This is a genomic window from Methylomonas sp. BG-2 (assembly GCF_057766305.1).
This window is the reverse complement of sequence record NZ_JBYMAP010000025.1, coordinates 1-19,704: the sequence shown is the minus strand read 5'-3', so window position 1 is coordinate 19,704 and position 19,704 is coordinate 1. Positions and strand designations below refer to the sequence as shown.

Annotated in this window: 19 protein-coding genes; 11 read left to right on the top strand and 8 right to left on the bottom strand. The window is 55.4% G+C overall.

Going from position 1 to position 19,704, the window contains the following annotated elements; translation table 11 throughout:
- Nucleotides 1-6 precede the first annotated feature (6 nt).
- The 7 genes from lepB to AC3B8H_RS04005 are packed head-to-tail and all read left to right on the top strand — an operon-like array spanning nt 7 to nt 4,996.
- Nucleotides 7-783, top strand: a complete 777-nt coding sequence (lepB, locus tag AC3B8H_RS04035; protein WP_488440333.1) for a signal peptidase I — start codon at nt 7-9, stop codon at nt 781-783.
- A 48-nt stretch (nt 784-831) separates the two neighbouring features.
- Nucleotides 832-1,209, top strand: coding sequence for a DUF4845 domain-containing protein (locus AC3B8H_RS04030; RefSeq protein WP_488440332.1), 378 nt, complete (start codon nt 832-834; stop codon nt 1,207-1,209).
- Nucleotides 1,206-1,889: a ribonuclease III gene (gene rnc / locus AC3B8H_RS04025; RefSeq protein ID WP_488440331.1), complete on the top strand. Its 684-nt coding sequence runs from the start codon at nt 1,206-1,208 to the stop codon at nt 1,887-1,889. The genes AC3B8H_RS04030 and rnc overlap by 4 nt, the downstream gene beginning before the upstream one ends.
- The gene (gene era / locus AC3B8H_RS04020; protein WP_488440330.1) at nt 1,886-2,776 is read left to right on the top strand and encodes a GTPase Era; all 891 of its coding nucleotides are present in this window, start codon (nt 1,886-1,888) and stop codon (nt 2,774-2,776) included. The genes rnc and era overlap by 4 nt, the downstream gene beginning before the upstream one ends.
- The gene (gene recO / locus AC3B8H_RS04015) at nt 2,776-3,474 is read left to right on the top strand and encodes a DNA repair protein RecO (protein ID WP_488440329.1); all 699 of its coding nucleotides are present in this window, start codon (nt 2,776-2,778) and stop codon (nt 3,472-3,474) included. The genes era and recO overlap by 1 nt, the downstream gene beginning before the upstream one ends.
- A 33-nt stretch (nt 3,475-3,507) precedes the next feature.
- On the top strand, nt 3,508-4,251 hold the full coding sequence (gene pdxJ / locus AC3B8H_RS04010) for a pyridoxine 5'-phosphate synthase (protein ID WP_488440328.1): 744 nt from the start codon (nt 3,508-3,510) through the stop codon (nt 4,249-4,251).
- 4 nt (nt 4,252-4,255) lie between these two features.
- On the top strand, nt 4,256-4,996 hold the full coding sequence (locus AC3B8H_RS04005; RefSeq protein WP_488440327.1) for a PP2C family protein-serine/threonine phosphatase: 741 nt from the start codon (nt 4,256-4,258) through the stop codon (nt 4,994-4,996).
- Between the two features lie 107 nt (nt 4,997-5,103).
- On the opposite strand, the gene AC3B8H_RS04000 is transcribed toward AC3B8H_RS04005, so the two are convergent.
- From AC3B8H_RS04000 to epmB, 5 genes are all read right to left on the bottom strand, one after another.
- Nucleotides 5,104-6,057: a sigma-54 interaction domain-containing protein gene (locus tag AC3B8H_RS04000; protein WP_488440326.1), complete on the bottom strand. Its 954-nt coding sequence runs from the start codon at nt 6,055-6,057 to the stop codon at nt 5,104-5,106.
- Between the two features lie 10 nt (nt 6,058-6,067).
- Entirely contained in the window at nt 6,068-6,793 is a 726-nt protein-coding gene (locus AC3B8H_RS03995) for a sulfite exporter TauE/SafE family protein (RefSeq protein ID WP_488440325.1), read from the bottom strand.
- Nucleotides 6,794-6,822: 29 nt separating this feature from the next.
- Entirely contained in the window at nt 6,823-7,791 is a 969-nt protein-coding gene (locus tag AC3B8H_RS03990; protein ID WP_488440324.1) for a diguanylate cyclase domain-containing protein, read from the bottom strand.
- 4 nt (nt 7,792-7,795) lie between these two features.
- On the bottom strand, nt 7,796-11,782 hold the full coding sequence (locus tag AC3B8H_RS03985; protein WP_488440323.1) for a PAS domain-containing protein: 3,987 nt from the start codon (nt 11,780-11,782) through the stop codon (nt 7,796-7,798).
- 84 nt (nt 11,783-11,866) lie between these two features.
- Entirely contained in the window at nt 11,867-12,853 is a 987-nt protein-coding gene (epmB, locus tag AC3B8H_RS03980; protein ID WP_488440322.1) for an EF-P beta-lysylation protein EpmB, read from the bottom strand.
- 73 nt (nt 12,854-12,926) lie between these two features.
- On the opposite strand from epmB, the gene efp reads away from it, so the two are divergent.
- On the top strand, nt 12,927-13,496 hold the full coding sequence (efp, locus tag AC3B8H_RS03975; protein ID WP_064031574.1) for an elongation factor P: 570 nt from the start codon (nt 12,927-12,929) through the stop codon (nt 13,494-13,496).
- A complete protein-coding gene (epmA, locus tag AC3B8H_RS03970) occupies nt 13,496-14,476 on the top strand; it encodes an EF-P lysine aminoacylase EpmA (protein WP_488440321.1) in 981 nt (326 codons plus the stop codon). Before efp ends, epmA begins: the two co-directional genes overlap by 1 nt.
- A gap of 101 nt (nt 14,477-14,577) precedes the next feature.
- Here the strand turns inward: epmA and AC3B8H_RS03965 are convergent, their stop codons facing one another.
- From AC3B8H_RS03965 to AC3B8H_RS03955, 3 genes are all read right to left on the bottom strand, one after another.
- On the bottom strand, nt 14,578-14,850 hold the full coding sequence (locus AC3B8H_RS03965; protein ID WP_488440320.1) for a hypothetical protein: 273 nt from the start codon (nt 14,848-14,850) through the stop codon (nt 14,578-14,580).
- A 242-nt stretch (nt 14,851-15,092) separates the two neighbouring features.
- Nucleotides 15,093-16,886: an aspartate--tRNA ligase gene (gene aspS / locus AC3B8H_RS03960; protein ID WP_488440319.1), complete on the bottom strand. Its 1,794-nt coding sequence runs from the start codon at nt 16,884-16,886 to the stop codon at nt 15,093-15,095.
- Nucleotides 16,887-16,994: 108 nt separating this feature from the next.
- Nucleotides 16,995-17,267 (bottom strand): FmdB family zinc ribbon protein, encoded by a 273-nt coding sequence (locus AC3B8H_RS03955; RefSeq protein WP_488440318.1) that lies wholly within the window; start codon nt 17,265-17,267, stop codon nt 16,995-16,997.
- Between the two features lie 109 nt (nt 17,268-17,376).
- On the opposite strand from AC3B8H_RS03955, the gene pyrC reads away from it, so the two are divergent.
- Nucleotides 17,377-18,411 (top strand): dihydroorotase, encoded by a 1,035-nt coding sequence (gene pyrC, locus AC3B8H_RS03950; RefSeq protein ID WP_488440338.1) that lies wholly within the window; start codon nt 17,377-17,379, stop codon nt 18,409-18,411.
- Between the two features lie 187 nt (nt 18,412-18,598).
- Nucleotides 18,599-19,704, top strand: a 1,106-nt coding sequence (locus AC3B8H_RS03945; protein WP_488440317.1) for an ArnT family glycosyltransferase, incomplete at its 3' end; no start/stop codon positions are given.

Sequence of the window (19,704 nt, the reverse complement as noted above, 5' to 3'; positions counted from 1 at the left end):
ATTGACATGGATTACGATTTTTCCTTTTTTCTGGTGGCGGCAACCTTTGTCACCGGCGTGATTTGGGGCGGATATTGGCTGTATCTGCGCCAGACTCAACAGCCCTATCCGATTGAGAAAGAGCCGGTTTTGGTGGAATACGCCCGGTCGTTTTTCCCGGTCGTGTTGATCGTGTTGCTGTTGCGTTCGTTCTTGTTCGAGCCGTTCCGGATTCCGTCCGGCTCGATGATGCCGACCTTGCTGGTTGGCGATTTCATTTTGGTGAACAAATTTACCTATGGTGTGCGCTTACCGGTGATCAATAAAAAAATCATCGAAATGAACGAACCCAAGCGTGGTGACATCGTGGTGTTCCGTTTCCCGAAACAACCATCGGTGGATTACATCAAGCGGGTCATCGGCTTGCCGGGCGACCGCATCGGTTATTTCGAAAAAGTGATTTACGTTAACGGTCAACCAATCAAGCAAGTCTCGCTGGGGCGTTATCAGGGCGTCGGTCAAGGCGCCAGTATGAGCGGAGCGGAGCGCCTGGAAGAGGATCTAATGGGTGTCGAGCACTCGATTTTGATCAGCCGCGGGATGTCGACGGTGCAGGATGTGTTCGTCGTGCCGGAAGGGCACTATTTCGTGATGGGCGACAATCGCGACAACAGTAACGACAGCCGCTATTGGGGATTCGTGCCCGAAGCTAACTTAGTCGGTAAGGCGTTTTTTATCTGGATGAATTGGGATTGGGAAAACAAGGGCGTTGCCTTCGATCGGCTCGGTACTCGGCTTCGCTGAGTTGACCGGTGGTCGAGTCCTATTTAATGCGTTAGGGGGGAATATCCTATGCCGAGATCGATCAAGCATCAGCGCGGGCTGACGTTTATTTCCATTGTCTTTATTCTGGGTCTGATCGCGTTCTTTACGCTGTTGGTGCTGAAGATCGCGCCGATTTATATCAATCATAGTCGGGTGCTGAACGCGCTGAAGGCCGTGGAAGCGACCACCGACATCGCCAGCAAGTCCAAGGCCGAAATCAAGTCCAGTCTGGAAAAGCGTTTCGATTTGAACTACGTCGAATATGTGAAGCCGGAAGATGTGAAAATCGTTGCTCAGCCCGGTTACGTCAGCGTCGAGATCGATTACGAGCGGGTGGAGCCCATCTTCGGGAATTTAAGCGTGCTGGTGGAGTTTCACGAAGGATTCGAAGCTGGGAACAAGTGATAAAAAAGCCGGAATTACTTGCTAAAAAGTTGGGGCTGACCTTCCACGATCCCGGATTGCTGACGGTGGCCCTGACGCATCGTAGCGTTGGTGCCAAGAATAACGAGCGTCTGGAATACTTGGGCGACTCGGTGCTCGGTTTCGTCATCGCGCAAAAGCTGTACGAATCGTTTCCCGAGGCAGGCGAAGGCGTATTAAGTCGCTTGCGCGCCAGCTTGGTCAATCAAAATTCGCTGGCTGAATTGGCTCGCCAGCATAATCTCGGCGAGTATTTGATCCTGGGGTCCGGCGAACTGAAAAGCGGCGGTTTTCGCCGCGATTCGATTTTGTCCGACGCGCTGGAAGCGATTATGGGAGCCTTGGTCGAGGACCAGGGGGTTGAGGCCTGTCGGAACTGGATATTGGAATTGTTTGCCGGCAAATTGGCCGAGCTGAAAGCCGACGATTGGGTCAAGGATCCTAAAACCCGTTTACAGGAGTTGATGCAAGCCAAGCGCAAACCGCTGCCGATATATGAATTGGTCGCGATGTCCGGCGTCGACCATGCGCAAACTTTCGAGGTTAGGTGTAAAGTGGCCGCCACCGATCAGGTTTCCCAGGCTAGCGGCATTTCCCGGAAGAAAGCCGAACAGGCCGCCGCCGAGAAGATGTTGAATTTACTTTTGAATACAGACAAATGAATTGCGGACATGTCGCGTTAATCGGTAGGCCGAATGTCGGCAAATCCACGCTAATGAATCACTTGCTGGGGCAAAAGCTCAGCATCACCTCACGCAAACCTCAAACCACGCGTCATCGCATCGTCGGTATCAAGACCACCGACGCCGGGCAGGCGATTTTTGTCGATACGCCGGGCATGCACCGGGATGAAAAAAAAGTTCTGAACCGCTATTTGAATAAAACCGCCGACAGCTCCTTACTGGGTGTCGATTTGGTGTTATGGCTGTTGGACGGTTTGTATTGGCACGAGTACGACGAGCAAATCTTCAAAAAATTGGAGCAGGCCGGTCTGCCGGTAATTTTGGTCGTGAATAAGATTGACAAGGTCAAGGATAAGCAGGCCGCATTGGCATTCTTTAACGAGGCGGCCAAAAAATTTCCGTTCAAGCACATCGTGCCGGTGTCGGCGCTGAAAAGCACGAACCTCGGCGAGTTGGAACGCCAAATTATGGCTTTGTTGCCGGAGGCCGAGCCGATCTTTCCGGAAGACCAAATCACCGACCGCTCCGAGAGATTTTTTGCCGCCGAGATCATTCGCGAGAAATTGACGCGCCGATTGGGTGACGAATTGCCGTATGCCTTGACCGTTGAAATCGAGTTATACGAAGAACATCCCAGTCTGACCAAGATTTACGCCAATATCTGGGTCGAGCGCAGCAGCCAAAAGAGTATCGTCATCGGAAAACAGGGCGAAAACCTGAAGAAAATCGGTACCGAAGCCCGTGTGGACATAGAAAAACTGATAGACCAAAAAGTGTTTTTGCAGCTTTGGGTCAAAGTCAAAAAAGGCTGGTCGGATAGCGAACGAGCCTTGCAAAGTTTGGGATTCCTCGACAGCGCGGATTGATGTCGGAGTCGACGGTTTATTTGCAGCCGGCTTATATCCTGCAACACCGGCCGTATCGGGAAACCAGTCTGCTGCTCGAGGTTTTCACCCGCGACTATGGCATCGTGTCGATGTTGGCGAAAGGCGTTCGTAAGCAAAAATCCAAATCCGCCGGCGTATTGTTGCCGTTCACGGCGTTGAAATTGTCGTTTTCCGATCGTGGCGAATTGAAAACCCTGACGGCTAGCGAATTCGTCCGCCAGTATCCTCTCGAACGCTTGGCCTTGTATTGCGGCTTTTATCTGAATGAACTGGTCCAATTGTTTCTGCACCGGCACGACCCCCACCCGGCAGTATTTGAGGTTTACCGCGCGGCATTGCGGGATTTGGCGTCGGGTGGCGGTATCGAACAAACCTTACGCTATTTCGAATTGGACTTGCTGAGGGAAACCGGCTATGAAGTCGAATTGACTGTCGCGGCGGATGGCGTGCCAATCTCGCCAAACGGGCGTTACGGCTATCGCGCGGATCAGGGCTGGGTGCGCGATAGTGGTGGGGTAAACGGAACAACCTTGCTAGCCTTGGCCGCGCGAGACCGACTCGAAGACAGCATGGCGGCCGAAGCCAAGGGGATACTGCGTCAGCAAGTGGACGTCCATCTGCAAGGGCGGCCGTTGAAGAGTCGCGAAGTGCTGGCGACGATGTTGAAGCATTTATGAACAAAATTACGACAGGATGGGACACTCCAGCGAATGACTAAACAACCGATACTTTTGGGCGTCAATATCGATCATGTTGCCACGGTGCGCCAAGCTCGCGGCACTCGCTATCCGGACCCGGTGCATGCGGCCTTGCTGGCCGAGCAGGCCGGTGCCGACGGAATCACCGCCCACTTGCGCGAGGATAGACGGCATATTCAGGATAGAGATATCGACTTGCTGAAGCAGGTGTTGCAAACCAAGTTGAATCTGGAGATGGCGGTAACCGATGCGATGCTGGATGTCGCGTGCCGGGTGCGGCCTCAAGCGTGTTGTTTGGTGCCGGAACGTCGCGAGGAATTGACGACCGAAGGCGGTCTGGACGTCGCGGGAGCCTTGGCGCGGATGCGAGAGGCCTGTCGGCGCTTGGCCGATGTCGATGTGGAGGTCTCGCTATTCATTGATCCCGAGCTGGCGCAGATTGACGCGGCTGTGGAGGTCGGCGCGCCTGTCGTCGAGTTGCACACCGGGCGCTATGCCGATGCCGCGAGCCGTGAAAGTCGGCTGGCAGAGTTGGAGCGGATCAGGATCGCGGCGGAGTACGCCCATCGCGCGGGCTTGCAAGTCAATGCCGGCCACGGCTTGACATTGAATAACGTTGAGGCGATTTGCCGAATTCCGACCATCGTCGAGTTGAATATCGGGCATGCCTTGATTGCCCAGGCATTATTTGGCGGGTTGGCGCAAGCGGTCGGCGACATGAAGCGGGTCATGCGGGAGGCCCGCGCCCGAATTTAGCCCAATGCTGACCGAGCTGGAGTTTTATCAATTGACCGCGATCGGCAATCGCGACGTCAATCAGGATTGCATGGCGCACCGGGTTTGCGCCGACTACGCGGTATTCGTGGTAGCCGATGGCTTGGGCGGGCACCATGCCGGCGAAAAGGCGTCGCAGTTTTTTTGCCGTTTGCTGGTGGCGCTGGCCGACAAATACCAGCCGCAGATTCATCTGCGCGGTGAGCCGGCCGTGCAGGCCTGGATTGCCGATACGATAGGTAAAATGCGCGAGTTGTTCGCCGGCGATCCCGACGGTAGTAACGCCCATACTACCTGTGCCATTTTGTATCTGGACCCGCGTCAAGCGATCACCGCGCATTGCGGGGATTCGCGGATTTACCGAATCAATCCCGAACGAGTACTTTGGCGTACCAAGGATCATTCGGTACCTCAGCAGCTATACGACGAGGGCAAAATCAGCGAATGGGAAATGGGCGCGCATCCCGACCAGCACAAATTGACGCGCAGTATCAATGTGCTGATGCCGGCGCAAGTCGACGTGGTGCGTTGCCCGCCGATGCTGGAAGGGGAGACGTTCCTGCTGTGTAGCGACGGCTTTTGGGAATTCGTCAAGGAGCAGGAAATGCTGACCCTGTCGCAAGCGGACAGCGGTAAACCGGAGCTGCAGAAAATGGCAAAAATGGCGGTGTTGCGTGCGCAAGGCCATAGCGACAACGTCACGGTGCAATGGATACGCAAGCTTTAAATCGGTCTGGCGAGGCAGGCGTTTCAGAAGTTTGGGCATGAAAAAAGCCGAACCGCCGGAGAAGCGATTCGGCCTTGTCAATTTGCCGGCTAAATCAAGCGAGGCGCTTAATGGGTTGCCAACCCGTGTTTTTGAATCCTGTAAAGCAATGTGTCGCGGGAAATGCCCAGCAGCCTTGCCGATTTACTGCGATTGCCCTTGGTTCTACGCAGTGCCTGCAAAATCATGTCCGCTTCCAATGCGTCCAATTGCAGGCCAAGTTCGGGTAAGGTAAATGCTGAACTTGGGTTGGCGGGGCCGCGGTTGAATTCGTGGGGCAGGTTTTCCGGTTCGATGACCTTGCCGGACAACAAAATGCTCAGGCGCTCGCACAGGTTGCGTAGCTCGCGCACGTTACCCGGCCACTTATAGGATTTCAAGGTTCTTAACGCGTGGCGACTGAAGGTTGGCGGTTCCAGACTGTGGGCCGCCGAGAAATGGGTGAAGAAGTGATTGGCTAGAAGCTCGAGGTCGTCGGTACGCTGATGAAGCGCCGGAATCTCGAGCGGAACGACGTTCAGGCGGAAATACAAGTCTTGCCGGAATTCACCAATCTCTATCAGTTTGCTCAGATCGGCGTTGGAAGCAGCGATGACGCGGACGTTGACTTTATACGGTTTGGTGCCGCCGACTGGAAGACATTCGCCGGATTCCAGGAAACGCAACAATTTTGACTGAATTGAGAATGGGAGGGAGTTGATTTCGTCGAGAAACAACGTGCCGCCGTCGGCCGCTTGAAACAGACCTTGTTTGTCCCCCACCGCGCCGGTAAACGCACCTTTTTTGTGGCCGAAGATTTCGGATTCCACCAAGCCTTCCGGCAAGGCCGCGCAATTGAGCGTGATGAAGGGTTTATGGGATCTGGGGCTTTCTTTCTGGATGGCGGTGGCAAGTACTTCCTTACCGGTGCCGGTCTCGCCTTTGATTAGAACGGTTACGTCGGTTGCCGCCACGATGCGCGCGCTTCGGATCAGCGCCTCGATAGCCGGAGATTGACCAATAATAGGATCGAAATTATCCACTGCTAACCTCTCAAAACGTCGTTATATGTTCAACCCGCATTGGATTTAGCCAGGGGAAGGCCGCCAACAGTGCGAAGATGATAAACAAGGCGCCCGCGATGTATTTTAGTTGTCGGGATTTGTAAAGCCTTGTTAAGAGCGTCGTCATTATACCGACACCCATCACCGCAGGTAAAGTCCCTAGACCGAAAGTCAGCATAGTCAAGGAACTATGGACAACATTCCCGGTCGTCGCGGCCAGAGTCAGTGCCGTGTATATCAAGCCACACGGCAGCCAGCCCCAGACCATCCCGAACAGGAAGGCTTGCGTGCGGTTTTTCACCGGGATTAAGCGGCGGCCGAAAGGTTCTATCAGTTTCCAAAGGCGGGAGCCCATTTTTTCGATATAGGCGAAGCGGGGGAACCAGCCGGCTATGTAAAGGCCGGCGCCGGCCATGATGATTGCCGACAACAATTGCAATACCCGATGCGCATCGCCTTGGCTCAAAGGCAGGCTCAGAAAGGCCTCGAGCATGCCGGCCAGCGCGCCCGCCACGGCGTAACTGAACACTCGGCCAAGGTTGTAGTTCAGGACGATGCTGAACAATTTGAGTTTGTCGTTACGCAATTCGGGTTTCAGGCTGTAAGTCAACGAACCGATGATCGAGCCGCACATGCCGATACAATGCAGGCTGCTGAGTAATCCCATGACAAAGGCGGCGAAATACGAAGCGTTGAAATCGAGGTAGAGGTGCATGATGAAACCGGAGACAGACGACCGCGCGATTATAGTCGTTTTTGTTCGGGACCAAGTGCCGGGTCGCCGTTCGGCGCGTCGAATGTCCCATTATTGTGACCGCAGACTCGATTGCGGCCTTGGTGCTTCGCCTGATATAACGCGTTGTCGGCCGCCCGAAGCAATGCGGAAACGTCGTCGCGCGCGCGCGGTTGCAGGGTGGCGACGCCGATTGAAATGGTTACCAGGCGATAGGGTTCGTTAAGGATATGCGGAGTCTTCAAATTTTCGACGGCTTCGCGATACTGATCGGCCCGCATCATCGCTCCGATGGAGTCGGTGTTTGGTAACAATACGGCAAATTCCTCGCCCCCCAGTCTGGCTACCAAATCCTCGGGTCTATGGGTGGTTGTCCGCAATGACGCGGAAACTTTTTTCAGACATTCGTCGCCGAGCGGATGCCCGTAATAATCGTTGAATTGCTTGAAATGGTCGATGTCGGCAATCAACAGAGACAATGGCATGCCGTTACGTTTGCTCTGATTCCATTGGCGTTCCAGCGCGGCATCGAAAGCGCGCCGATTGGGGATTTCGGTCAAACCGTCCAAGGACGCCAGTTTTTCCAATAAATCGGATTTGGTTTTCAACTGAATTTGGGTTTTGACCCGCGCCAGGACGATCGATGGCGAAAAAGGCTTGGTAATGTAATCGTTGCCGCCGATCCGAAAGCCATGGACTTCGTCTTCTTCGGAACGTTTGGCGGTTAAAAAAATAATCGGAATATTACGGGTTTTGTCGTGAGATTTTAGGCGTTTGCAGATTTCGTAACCGTCCATGTCGTCGAGCATGATGTCCAACAAGATCAAATCAAGGTCCTGAGTATGGGCGATTTGCAATGCCAACTCCCCCCGCACGGCGACTTTGACTTGATAGTGCGGTTCCAGGATGTTCTTTATCAGATCGAGATTTTCCGGGCTATCGTCCACTGCCAGGATTCGGTGTTGAGTGATGTTTTCCATGAACTTAAATCCCGTGGTCGAGAAGATGGTTTAGCGCCTGCGTCGCGTCGACGAATTGGTAATTGGCGATTTGCTTTTTGATCGGCAATAGCGCCGAGAGCAAATTTCTATCGTCAATGTGCGCCAAGATATGGTCCAGTTGCTGATCGGCGTCCGAATCGAATACCTGCAGTTTATTGATCAGGATCGCCAGTTGTTGACGGATTTCCAGCGACGACAGCGGCGAGGGTACGACGTCCTTTGTAGTTTCCTGGGGGAGGGTCATCTTGATGCTGTTGATGAGCTTGGCCATTTCCAATGTGATCGTCGCGATATTGCTGTCGATATTCGGTACGTGGGCAATATCGAGCTTGTGATCCTTCAGCGATTCCTCCAGGCGGACCAATTGGCTTTGCAGTTGCAGAGCGCCCAGTGAACCGACCAGGCCTTTCAGAGTATGAACCAGTTGGTAGGCCTTGTCGTAGTCGTTGGCGGAGAAGGCATGGGCAATTTCCAGCATGGTATCGGCATGATTCTCGGCGAATTTCTGTAGCACTTTCCGGTATACGGCATGGTTGCCGGCGGTATGCAACAGGCCGGTCGCACTATCGATGCCATAAAGATAGGGAATCAAGGCTGCTTCCGACGCGGAGGGAGGCTCGGTCGATTCGTTGTGGCGCGGCGGAATCCACTTTACCAACATCGCATACAACGTCTCGGGCAGGATCGGTTTGCTGATGAAATCGTCCATATCCGCTTGCAAACATTTATTGCGGTCATCACTCATTGCGTTGGCTGTCATCGCGATGACCGGCAGCGTTTGGCAACCGGGTAGTTTGCGTAACTGACGGGTCGTTTCGTAGCCGTCCAGCACGGGCATTTGAATATCCATCAGCACGCAATCATAGGTTTGCCGGCTTAGTCTGGCGAGGGCAATTTCGCCGTGTTCGGCAATATCGACACTTAGGTGGGCTTGTTCCAGCAATTCGATCGCGACGATGCGGTTGACCTCGTTGTCTTCCACTAACAGAACGCGTGCGCCGCGAATGTATTGCAGCTTGCTGGTGTCGACCGGGTTTTGCTGTTGGTGTTGGGCCAAGCGTATCGATGCCAGATTGGTGAGGCCTAGATTGACGGTGAAGGTAAAGGTCGAGCCCCGATTCTCTTGACTGCTGACACTGATCGATCCGCCCATTTGCTCAACCAGTTGTTTGGAAATGATCAGGCCAAGACCGGTACCGCCGTAGTGGCGAGTGACGCTGCTATCCCCTTGGCTGAAGGCCTGAAACAATTTGGACTGAAGGTCCTGGTTCATGCCGATGCCGGTATCGATAATGCTGAATTGCAGGCAGACGTGTTGGGCGCTGCGGCTGATTTCGGTGAGAGTGACGCGCACTTCGCCGCGATCGGTAAATTTGATGGCATTGCCGATCAAATTGATGAAAATTTGCCTGAGCCGTTGCGGATCGCCGACGACCGCGTAATTGGTGCCCGCCAGATCGGGTCGAATCAACCCGATCCCTTTGCGCGCGCTCAGTTCCGACATCGTGGAAAACACGTGATCCAGCATTTCTTCCAATAAAAACGGCAGCGATTCCAGATGCATTTTGCCGGCTTCCATTTTGGAAAAATCCAAAATGTCGTCAATGATGGTCATCAGAGAACGCGCCGCGGTTTCCACGCGTTCGAGATAATCGCGTTGCTTGGCGGTCACGGCGCTGTTCAGGCAAAGCTCGACCAAGCCGATGATGGCGTTCATAGGGGTGCGGATTTCATGGCTCATGTTGGCCAGAAACTCGGATTTGACCTTGGTCGCCTGTTCCGCCTGATGTTTGGCTTCCAACAGGCGCTGCTCCGTCCGCAGCCTGTCGGTGATGTCCTGCATGGTGCCTTGGACCGCGATGCAGCTGCCGTCGGCGGCGAGTATCGGCTTTCCTCGTTGATGGACGTGACGGATTTGTCCGTCGCCGAGCACGATGCGATGGCGAAAATCGATGCCATTTTCGGCCTCGGGGTGCTCCATCGCGGTCTTGAACAGAGCCAAATCGTCCGGATGCACCAGTTGCCCGCAGACGTTGGCATAGTTGGGAATGAATCCGGTCTTGCCGGTGCCGGTGATCCGGTACATTTCGTCCGACCAACTAAAGTGTTGATCCTGCAAATGCCAGCACCAGTCGCCGATGTGGGAAAGCGCTTGCGCGTCCATCAGGCGCTGTTTTTGATCCTTGAGCGCGGCTATGGCTCGGCTACGCTCCAACTCCGCGCTGATTTGTACCGCGAATAGCGTCAATATGTCGCGCGCCGGACTGGCATCCGGAATGGGACGACAATAGGCGATTGCGACGAATCCGAAGCCTTGTTGCTGATTGTCCAGCAGTGGAATCGCCAAATAACCGACGATACCACGGTCGCGTAACCATGCGGATTTGGGAAAATGGTCCGTGACCGCTTGCGTGTAGCAACAGGGGGTGCCGTTTTGCAGGTCGGGGCTCGGAAAGTCGCGTGGATCCAGATCGAGGTTTTCGACCACTTGACCCTTGGTTCGCAATGACAAACTACGGGCTCGACCAAGTTCCCACTGTTCCACGATTAGTGCGTAATCTGCACCCAGCGTTTCCAGTGCCAGTAGGGCCAAGTTATCCAGCATCGAGCCGCCGGCATGCTGCGCGGAGCTGGAGATGATGTTCCGGATCGCACTGCTTTGTTGGCGTTGTTGGGTGACATCGGTTACCAAGCCCTGGTAGTCGACGACGCGCCCATACTCGTTGCGGGTCAAGACCTTACGGTCTTGCACCCATTTGACGCCGCCGTTTCTGGCGATGATCCGATACGGCTGATGGACAACTTCCCGACAGCTTGAATCGCTACTACAACCGCCGATTTCTCGAACGTAGCCGTCCAAATCGTCCGGATGAATCAAGTTCATATAAAAAATGTCGCCGGTCGCCAGTTGCTCGGCGCTGTAGCCGAACAATTGGCGGGCGTTGTCGGTTGCGAATTCGATAGGCATGCCTTCCGCGTTATTCCATTTCATCACCACCGCCGCGCTGTGGCTGATGATTTGGTAGGCCGCCTGCAGGTTGCTCTCCGATTGCTTGCGGGCACTGATGTTTTGATGCGTGCCGCACAAGCGGGTGGGTTTGCCGGTCGCCGGGTCGCGCGCGACGACCGCGCCCGACCCTTGAATCCAAACCCAGTGCCCGAGCCGGTGTTGCATTCTGAATTCGACCACGTAGGCTTCGCCCGAATCGATATGTTGGGCAATGACGCGGTTGACGCGTTCGCGGTCGTCGGGATGGAGCCGGTTTGTCCAGTCGGAGATATAGTGGTCGAGGTCCGCGGCGCTCAGTCCCAGCATGTCCAGCCAGCGCTGGTTCACCGAATGTTTGCCGGTCAGGTAGTCCCAATCCCAATAACCCAGCTCGGCTCCGTCAATTACGAGGGCCAATTGCTCTTCGACCTGCTTGCGCGAACTGATGTCGATATGGAGTTGCAGCAATCGAGGATAAGCCGGTCTCGGCAGTCGAATCAGCGAAATTTCTTGCCAATGGCCGTTGGCGTATCGGAAGTCGGTGGCGGGCATCTCCTGGCCGGCCCGGATGCTCCGGCAAATAGGACAGGTGCTCTCGCTGAATTGGGCCGGATGGAAAAGTTCATGCACCGGTCGGTCTATCAGTTCTTCCATCGGCAAGTTGACGGCCGTGGCGGCGGATTTGTTGACGGAACGGATAATGCCGTGGGTATCGACAACAACCAGCGTGTGGCTTAAAACATCCTGAATGTCGTAGCCAGCCTGAAGTCCGTGGCGCCTGTCGTCTTTCAGCATCAGTATCAATAACAACAGAATCGCCACGCCGGGTAGCGCGACATCGATGCCTAACCCGGTTAGTTCATGCGGGGTCCGCAAGTGGTGAAGAAAGGTTAAAACGATATTGCCGAGAAGCAGGAGGCAGACCAGGATCAGGGCTAGCCTGGGAACCGGATTGACATTGTTGGTGGATGGCTCTTGCATATCGGCGCTGAGTAAGCGGAAATTGGCGCTGACGCGACTCTAATTGGCTCAACCGCCAGAAAATGCCCGGGCGGATCGCGCAATTTAAAGAATCGAGGTCTTATTGGGTTCGCCGGCGCATTCCTTAACCAGTTTCGGAACCAGATAACCCGGCAGGGTTCGCTGCATTCGGTGTAGCAGCTGTTTGGCCGTGTCTTCGGCCACTTCAAAATGGCCAACGCCGGCGGCTTTATCCAGCAGATGTAAATAATAGGGCAAAACGCCAAAGCCAAATAGCTTTTCACTCAAATTGCAGAGCGCATCGGCATTATCATTTATCCCGGCCAGCAATACGCTTTGATTTAGCAGTGTTACGCCGCGGCGTTGCCAGCGGTGAAAAATCGCTCCAACGTCGGAACTCAGCTCATTGGCGTGGTTGGCGTGCACCACCAAAACGACCGAAACGGGCAGTCCGCTCAAATGACTCAATACCCTATCGGTCATGCGTTCCGGCAGTACGATCGGGATACGGCTATGGATTCTTAGTCGGCGGATATGACCGATACCGGCCAATGCCGTCAGCAGACTGAATAGTTTGTCGTCGCTCAGTAACAGCGGATCGCCGCCGCTCAAAATGACTTCGTGTATATCGGGGTGTTCGGCGATGTAATCCAACGCCAGTGTCAGTTTGCTCCGCGACAACTGTTGCTCCGCGTACGGAAAATTTCTCCTGAAGCAATAACGGCAATGTACCGCGCAAGCGCCGGTAGCGATCAATAATACCCTACCGGCGTATTTGTGGATGACGCCGGGGGCGGCGATCGCGTGCAAGTCGCCGACCGGGTCGCGGCTGTAACCAGGGTATGCGTGCAATTCGGCGCCAAGCGGAAGCACTTGGCGCAACAGCGGATCGTTGGGATTGCCCGGTTCCATCCGCGCGGCGAATCCGCGCGGTACTCTGAGTGGAAAGGCTGGGTAGTCGCGAAGAATCGGGAGTTCGTCCGGGGTCAATGCCAGGTAGGCCAATAAGGCATCGACGCTATCGAAAGCATCGGCCAGCGACCGTTGCCAACGGGCGGTATTGGGTGTCAATTGAGCTCCGGTTTCCGATTGAAATTCCAATCCATTATAATCGGCGGACTATTATTTGTTTCACGAGGAAAAAATGGCGATTTACAGCACCAACGAATTCAGGGGCGGTTTGAAGATCATGCTCGACAACGACCCTTGTTCGATCATCGAAAACGAATTTGTTAAACCGGGCAAGGGGCAGGCGTTTAACAGGGTCAAAATCAGAAACCTGAAAACCGGCCGCGTCATCGAACGCACCTTTAAGTCCGGCGACACCGTGGAGAGTGCCGACGTCGTCGATAAAGACATGCAATACCTCTATAGCGATGGCGAATTCTGGCACTTCATGGTGCCGGATACCTTCGAGCAATACCAAGCCGACAAAAACGCCGTCAGCGAAGCGTTGAAATGGCTGAAAGAGCAGGATATGTGTATCCTGACCTTATGGAACGATGCGCCGCTGTCGGTGACGCCGCCCAACTTCGTCGAGCTGGCGATTACTGAAACCGACCCGGGTTTGAAAGGCGATACTTCCGGTGGTGGCGGCAAACCAGCCACGCTGGAAACCGGCGCGGTGGTGCGGGTGCCTTTGTTCGTGCAAATCGGCGAGGTGATACGTGTCGACACTCGCACCGGCGAGTACGTTTCCCGCGTCAAGGAATAGTGGCGGAAGCCTGGCGACCGGCATGTCCCCTCGAGCAGCTGCGCGCGAGGGCGGCGATGTTGGCCGATATACGCCGGTTTTTTGCCGATCGGCAAGTGCTGGAAGTGGAAACGCCGCTGCTGTGCGGCGCAACCGGCACCGATCCGCAACTGCACTTTTTTCATAGCCAATTCGATTTTCCGCCACAAGCGCGCGATCTGTTTTTGCAAACGTCCCCGGAATTTGCGATGAAGCGCTTGTTGGCGGCCGGAAGCGGCTCCATCTATCAAATTTGCAAGGCGTTTCGGAATAGCGAGGCCGGGCGTTATCACAATCCCGAATTCACTATTTTGGAGTGGTATCGGGTCGGTTTCGATATGAAACAACTGATGGCCGAGGTGGGCGAATTGCTGTTATCGCTGTTCTCCGTCGTCCGTCCGGGTTTGGTGGTCGAGTGTTCCAGTTACCGCGAGGTGTTTAATGCTCGGACCGGTCTGGATCCCCTGGTTTTCGACCTGTCCGGCTACCGCGCTTTCGCGGCGGCGCGCGGCGCTTTCGAGGCTACCGAGTTGTGCGGCGGCGATCATTCGCTGTGGTTGGATTTTATTTTCAGCCTCTATGTTCAGCCGGCATTGATCGGCGAGCGGGTGCATCTGATCCACGGCTATCCGGCGATACAGTCTTCGTTGGCCAGGATCGATGCCGACGATGCCAGGCTTAGCCAACGCTTCGAGGTGTTTGTCGATGGTGTCGAACTTGGCAACGGATTTTGCGAATTGACCGATGCCGATGAGCAGGAGCGGCGTTTCGATCGGGAGATCGCGTATCGTTCCAGCCACGGGTTGCCCGGGGTAAACAAGGACTTGCGTTTTTTGGCCGCGCTCCGGGAAGGTTTGCCGGATTGTAGCGGGGTGGCCTTAGGCTTGGATCGATTGTTGATGCTAATGACAGGCTGCGAATCTATTGAGCAAGTCCTGGCGTTTCCAGTAGCGTGTGCTTGAAAACCGTGTTGTTAAAATCGTTAAGATGTCCCCCTCTCCGGAAGGGGGAGCATGTCGTCAATCGATGCTTTTCGTTGGACGAAACTCACCGTTCGGGAAGCTTAAGTCGGCCAACTGAATTTTCTGCCCACGCGGGCGTCTTCATAAGCGTCCAGCGCTTGTCTGACATCGTCGACAAAGAAGTTTTTCAAGCCACGTCCCAATCGTTGCGCGAGCATCGGTAAGGCTTGTTCTTTATTAATGTAGTTTGACGGCTCTCGGCCCTTGCGGTAATTGAACAACGCGTTTCTAACCGCTTCGCACAAATAGCATTCCGTGCCTTCCGGCAAGGTTTCGTTTAAATCGCGGATCAGACGAGGTGTGATTTTATTCATGGCAAGCCTCTCGGAGATGAGTGTTTGACAGCAGTCCCTGAACGGCGGAGGACTCGCTCCCGAGTCCTGTTATCGAAGATAACGGCTTCAGGTTGCAACATCGTCGATACGATGTCAATGGCCTGAATTAGAAGATTGCGGTCAAAAAGTCGGGCAAAATTTGCCGAATTATATTCGGCAAATTTTGACGGCGGAGAGGTGCGCCACGATGGCAAACCCGGCGGGGCCTGCGATGGCGGTGGTCAATCTTGCGGTTTCTCGTCCTTGCCGGCCGGTTTGCGCAGGCGGATGCCCAATTCCTTGAGTTGTTCCTCGCTGACTTGAGCCGGGGCGTTGAATAACGGGCAGGCCGCCGTTTGGGTTTTCGGGAAGGCGATGACGTCGCGGATTGAAGTTGCGCCGGTCATCAGCATTACCAAGCGGTCCAAACCGAAGGCGATGCCGCCGTGCGGCGGCGCGCCGTACTTCAACGCATCGAGCAGGAAACCGAATTTTTCGCGGGCTTCTTCGTGGCCTATGCTCAAAATATCAAACACGGTTTGTTGCATCGCGGTGCGGTTGATCCGGATCGAGCCGCCGCCGACTTCGGTGCCGTTCAGGACTAAGTCATAAGCGCGGGACAATGCCTTGCCCGGATCGGCTTTCAGTTCGTCGATGCCGCATTTGGGGGCGGTGAACGGATGGTGGATCGCGGTATAGCGTTGGGCCTTGTCGTCCCAGGCAAACATCGGGAAATCGACGACCCAAAGCGGTTTCCAGGGGCCGGTCAGCAAGCCTCTGTCCAGACCCAGTTTGACGCGCAACGCGCCCATGGCTTCGTTGACGATGCCGGTCTTGTCGGCGCCGAAGAAGATCAGGTCGCCGTTTTGGGCGCCGACTTTGTTCATGACACTCGCCCAGACTTCAGCCGGGGCGAATTTGACGATAGGCGATTGCAAGCCGTCGATGCCGGCCGCCAGATCGTTGACCTTGATGTAGGCCAAACCCTTGGCACCGTATATGCCGACGAATTTGGTCAGCGCATCGATTTCGCTACGGCTTAGTTCGCCGCCTTCCGGCAGGCGCATTGCCACGACCCGGCCGTTGGGGTCGTTGGCCGGGCCGGAAAATACCTTGAACTCGACGTTTTTCATTTCGTCGGCGATGTCGACCAGTTCCAGCGGAATCCGTAAATCGGGACGGTCCGAACCGTAACGACGCATCGCTTCCTCGTAAGTCATCACCGGGAATCGGTCGCCGAGATCGACGTTGATGATGTCCTTGAACAGGCGGCGGATCATTTCTTCCATCACCGCCATGATGTCTTCCTCGTTCATGAACGAGGTTTCGATATCCAATTGGGTGAATTCGGGCTGGCGGTCGGCGCGCAAGTCTTCGTCGCGGAAACAGCGCACGACTTGGTAATAGCGGTCCATGCCGGCCACCATCAGCAACTGTTTATAGAGCTGCGGCGATTGCGGTAGCGCGAAGAACGAGTTTTGGTGGGTCCGGCTGGGTACGATGTAATCGCGCGCGCCTTCCGGCGTGGCCTTGGTCAAGTAAGGCGTTTCGATTTCGAAAAACTCGTGCTCGTCTAGATACTGGCGCAGGTTACGGGTGACATCGCGACGCACCTTCATTTTTTCCAGCATCGCGGTGCGGCGCAGATCGATATAACGGAAGCGCAGGCGAGTCTCCTCGTTGACCTCAATCTCGCTTTCCAGCGGGAACGGCGGGGTTTCCGATTCGTTCAAGACCTCGATATGCTTGCCCAGTACTTCGATCTCGCCGGTGGCCATGTTCGGGTTGTGCGTGCCGGCCGGTCGATCGCGGACGATGCCTTCGATGCGCAACACGTATTCGCTACGCACCTGTTCGGCGATCGAGAAACTGTCGGCCGCGTCGGGATCGAACACCACTTGTACTAGACCGGCGCGGTCGCGCAGATCGATAAAAATGACCCCGCCGTGGTCGCGGCGGCGATGGACCCAGCCGCACAGCGCGACGGTCCGGCCTAAATGTTGGGTGTTCAATTCTCCACACTTGTGGCTACGCATAATGGTTCTCGGGTTGATCGGAAAAAAGGATTATCGGGATGATTCGGATGGACAGCGGCAAGCCGGAGATGGGGCCTGCCGCCTGGTTTTTAGCGAATGGCGTCGGCCTTAGTGGCAGGCGCAGCTGCCGCCGCAGCCGCCGCTCGAAGAGCTGTTTGAAGAGGAGCCGCCGCTTTCGCCGGCAACGTTTTTCTTGTTGCCGCTTTTGAAGTCGGTTTCGTACCAGCCACCGCCTTTTAAGCGAAAGCCGGCCGCGGAGATTTTCTTTTTCAACTCGGCTTCGTTACAGGCCGGGCAGATCACTAACGGCTCCGCGCCTAGTTTTTGCAGCGCTTCGTGTTCGTGACCGCAAGCATTGCATTGGTATTCGTAGATAGGCATAAGCTACTCCCAAAAAATCGAAAACAGGTGGTGTATTGGGTTGGCTCTTGAGGTTTTCAAGGTCCGCAATGATAGAATTGCCAGCATTTTAATCGAAATCCCGCTGGAAATGGACAAATTGACGATAAGCCGGCCCGACGATTGGCACCTGCATCTGCGTAGCGGTGCCCTTTTGCGGACCGTGGTGGGTCATACCGCGCGGCAATTCGCTCGCGCGATCGTGATGCCGAATCTGAAGCCGCCGGTGGTCAGCGTCGAGCAGGCACTGCGTTATCGGGACGAAATTTTGCAAGCCTTGCCGGCCGGCACCGACTTTCAGCCGCTGATGACACTGTATCTGACCGGCAATACCCCGCTCGCCGAAGTCGAGAAAGTCGCGGATAGCGAGCACGTTCACGCCTTTAAATTGTATCCGGCCGGAGCAACCACCAATTCGGACGCCGGTGTGGCAAATATCGAGGCCGCCTATCCACTCTTCGAGGCCATGGAAAAGTTTGCGGTACCGTTATTGGTTCACGGTGAAGTCACCGCCGTCGAGTACGATATTTTCGACCGGGAAAAGATTTTTCTGGATACCCAATTGAACGGGATTGTGCGCCGCTTTCCGGCCTTACGGATAGTCGTCGAGCACGTTACCACTCGAGAAGCGGTGCAATTTGTGGTTGAGGCGTCGGCCCAAGTCGGCGCGACGATTACCCCGCAGCATTTGCTTTACAACCGCAATGCGATTCTGGCCGGCGGCATTCGTCCGCACTTTTATTGCTTGCCGGTCCTGAAGCGCGAACACCATCGTCAGGCCTTGCTGGAAGCGGTTGGTTCCGGGAATCCCAAGTTTTTCCTGGGCACCGATAGCGCGCCGCATCCGACTGCCGCCAAGGAAAGTTCGTGCGGTTGCGCGGGTTGCTACAGTGCTCACGCGGCTCTGGAGCTTTATGCCGAAGCGTTCGAGCAAATCGGGGCGCTGGACAAGTTGGAAGGTTTTGCCAGCCGATTCGGTGCCGATTTCTACGGGTTGCCGCGCAACGCCGGTACCATCACGCTGGAAAGGCGGTCTTGGACGCTGCCCGAACATTACGGCGAAGCCGAGCAAACATTGACACCGTTGCGGGCCGGTGAAACCTTGAATTGGCGCATCGCTGATTAACTGATTACATGGTTTAAATCCACCGCGCAAGTGGGGGATTTAAACCGGAGCGTTGCAAGGTACCGGGTTTGGGGGACCGGTGGTTTTCTATAATCGGACCGGCGGCACGATATTCGCTTCCTTGTCGCTTTCCAATGGCCGGTTCATGTTCTCCGAGCCCGGACATTTTCAAACTCATTCCAATTACATGACTGATCGATCTTTGTTCATTGCTCGCTGGGGTGTCTATTCGCTCTGGCTACTGCTGACCGTTACGGTTTTTTATCGGGCGCCGATTCCAATAGACGAAACTCGTTACCTCAGCGTGGCTTGGGAAATGTGGTTGCGCGGCGATTTTCTGGTGCCGCATCTGAACGGCGCGACCTACAGCCATAAGCCGCCGCTGTTGTTTTGGCTGATGCAGGCCGGTTGGGCGGTATTTGGCGTGAATGAATGGTGGCCGCGCTTGGTCGGGCCGTTGGCGGCGTTGGCGAATTTGGTGCTGCTGCGGCGAGTGGCGCAAGCATTGTGGCCGGAGCGGGCGGGCGTCGCCGGTTTGGCCCCCTGGATTTTGATCTCGACCTTGTTGTGGACTTTGTTCGCCAGTTCGACGATGTTCGACGTGTTGTTGACCGACTGCGTGTTGCTAGCCTTGTCGGGATTGTTGGCGGCGGCGCGCGGCGCCGGCTGGCGGGCTTGGGGGTTGGCCGGCTTGGGCGTGGGCTTGGGCATCCTCGCCAAGGGGCCTGTAGTGTTGTTGCATGTTTTGCCGGCCGCAATAACCGTGGGCTTTTGGGCCGACCAGCGCCGGCCGGGGTTTGCGAATTGGTCGGTTGGCGTGATCGGTGCGGTAGTGGTCGGCGCGGCGTTGGCATTGAGTTGGGCAATTCCGGCCGCGCAGGCCGGCGGCGAAGAGTACGGCCGGGCGATACTCTGGCACCAGACCGCGGACCGTGCCGTGGGCACCAAAATTCATACTCGTTCTCCGTTCTGGTATCTGATGTTTCTGCCGCTGTTTTTGTTTCCCTGGGGCTACGCCCCGCGGTTTTGGCGAAATTTGCCCGCGCTACGGATGGGTGAAGATGCCGGGGCGCGGTTTTGTCTGATTTGGTTTTGCGCGACGTTTGTCGTATTTTCAGCCGTGCCCAGCAAGCAGATTCATTATTTGTTACCGATCATGCCGGCGTTCGCATTGTTTGCCGCCAGGGTTTTGGACGAATCCGAACAGGTGCGATCGAGATCTTGGAAAATGGTGATTCCCGGTCTGCTGTTAGCGGTCGGCGTGTTTTTATTGGCGATGCCGACCATGCCGGG

Coding starts and splice junctions, on each gene's coding strand:
- lepB (WP_488440333.1), top strand. CDS start 7: ATGGATTACGATTTTTCCTTTTTTCTGGTGGCGGCAACCTTTGTCACC.
- AC3B8H_RS04030 (WP_488440332.1), top strand. CDS start 832: ATGCCGAGATCGATCAAGCATCAGCGCGGGCTGACGTTTATTTCCATT.
- era (WP_488440330.1), top strand. CDS start 1,886: ATGAATTGCGGACATGTCGCGTTAATCGGTAGGCCGAATGTCGGCAAA.
- recO (WP_488440329.1), top strand. CDS start 2,776: ATGTCGGAGTCGACGGTTTATTTGCAGCCGGCTTATATCCTGCAACAC.
- pdxJ (WP_488440328.1), top strand. CDS start 3,508: ATGACTAAACAACCGATACTTTTGGGCGTCAATATCGATCATGTTGCC.
- AC3B8H_RS04005 (WP_488440327.1), top strand. CDS start 4,256: ATGCTGACCGAGCTGGAGTTTTATCAATTGACCGCGATCGGCAATCGC.
- AC3B8H_RS03995 (WP_488440325.1), bottom strand. CDS start 6,793: ATGCACCTCTACCTCGATTTCAACGCTTCGTATTTCGCCGCCTTTGTC.
- AC3B8H_RS03990 (WP_488440324.1), bottom strand. CDS start 7,791: ATGGAAAACATCACTCAACACCGAATCCTGGCAGTGGACGATAGCCCG.
- AC3B8H_RS03985 (WP_488440323.1), bottom strand. CDS start 11,782: ATGCAAGAGCCATCCACCAACAATGTCAATCCGGTTCCCAGGCTAGCC.
- efp (WP_064031574.1), top strand. CDS start 12,927: ATGGCGATTTACAGCACCAACGAATTCAGGGGCGGTTTGAAGATCATG.
- AC3B8H_RS03965 (WP_488440320.1), bottom strand. CDS start 14,850: ATGAATAAAATCACACCTCGTCTGATCCGCGATTTAAACGAAACCTTG.
- aspS (WP_488440319.1), bottom strand. CDS start 16,886: ATGCGTAGCCACAAGTGTGGAGAATTGAACACCCAACATTTAGGCCGG.
- AC3B8H_RS03955 (WP_488440318.1), bottom strand. CDS start 17,267: ATGCCTATCTACGAATACCAATGCAATGCTTGCGGTCACGAACACGAA.
- pyrC (WP_488440338.1), top strand. CDS start 17,377: ATGGACAAATTGACGATAAGCCGGCCCGACGATTGGCACCTGCATCTG.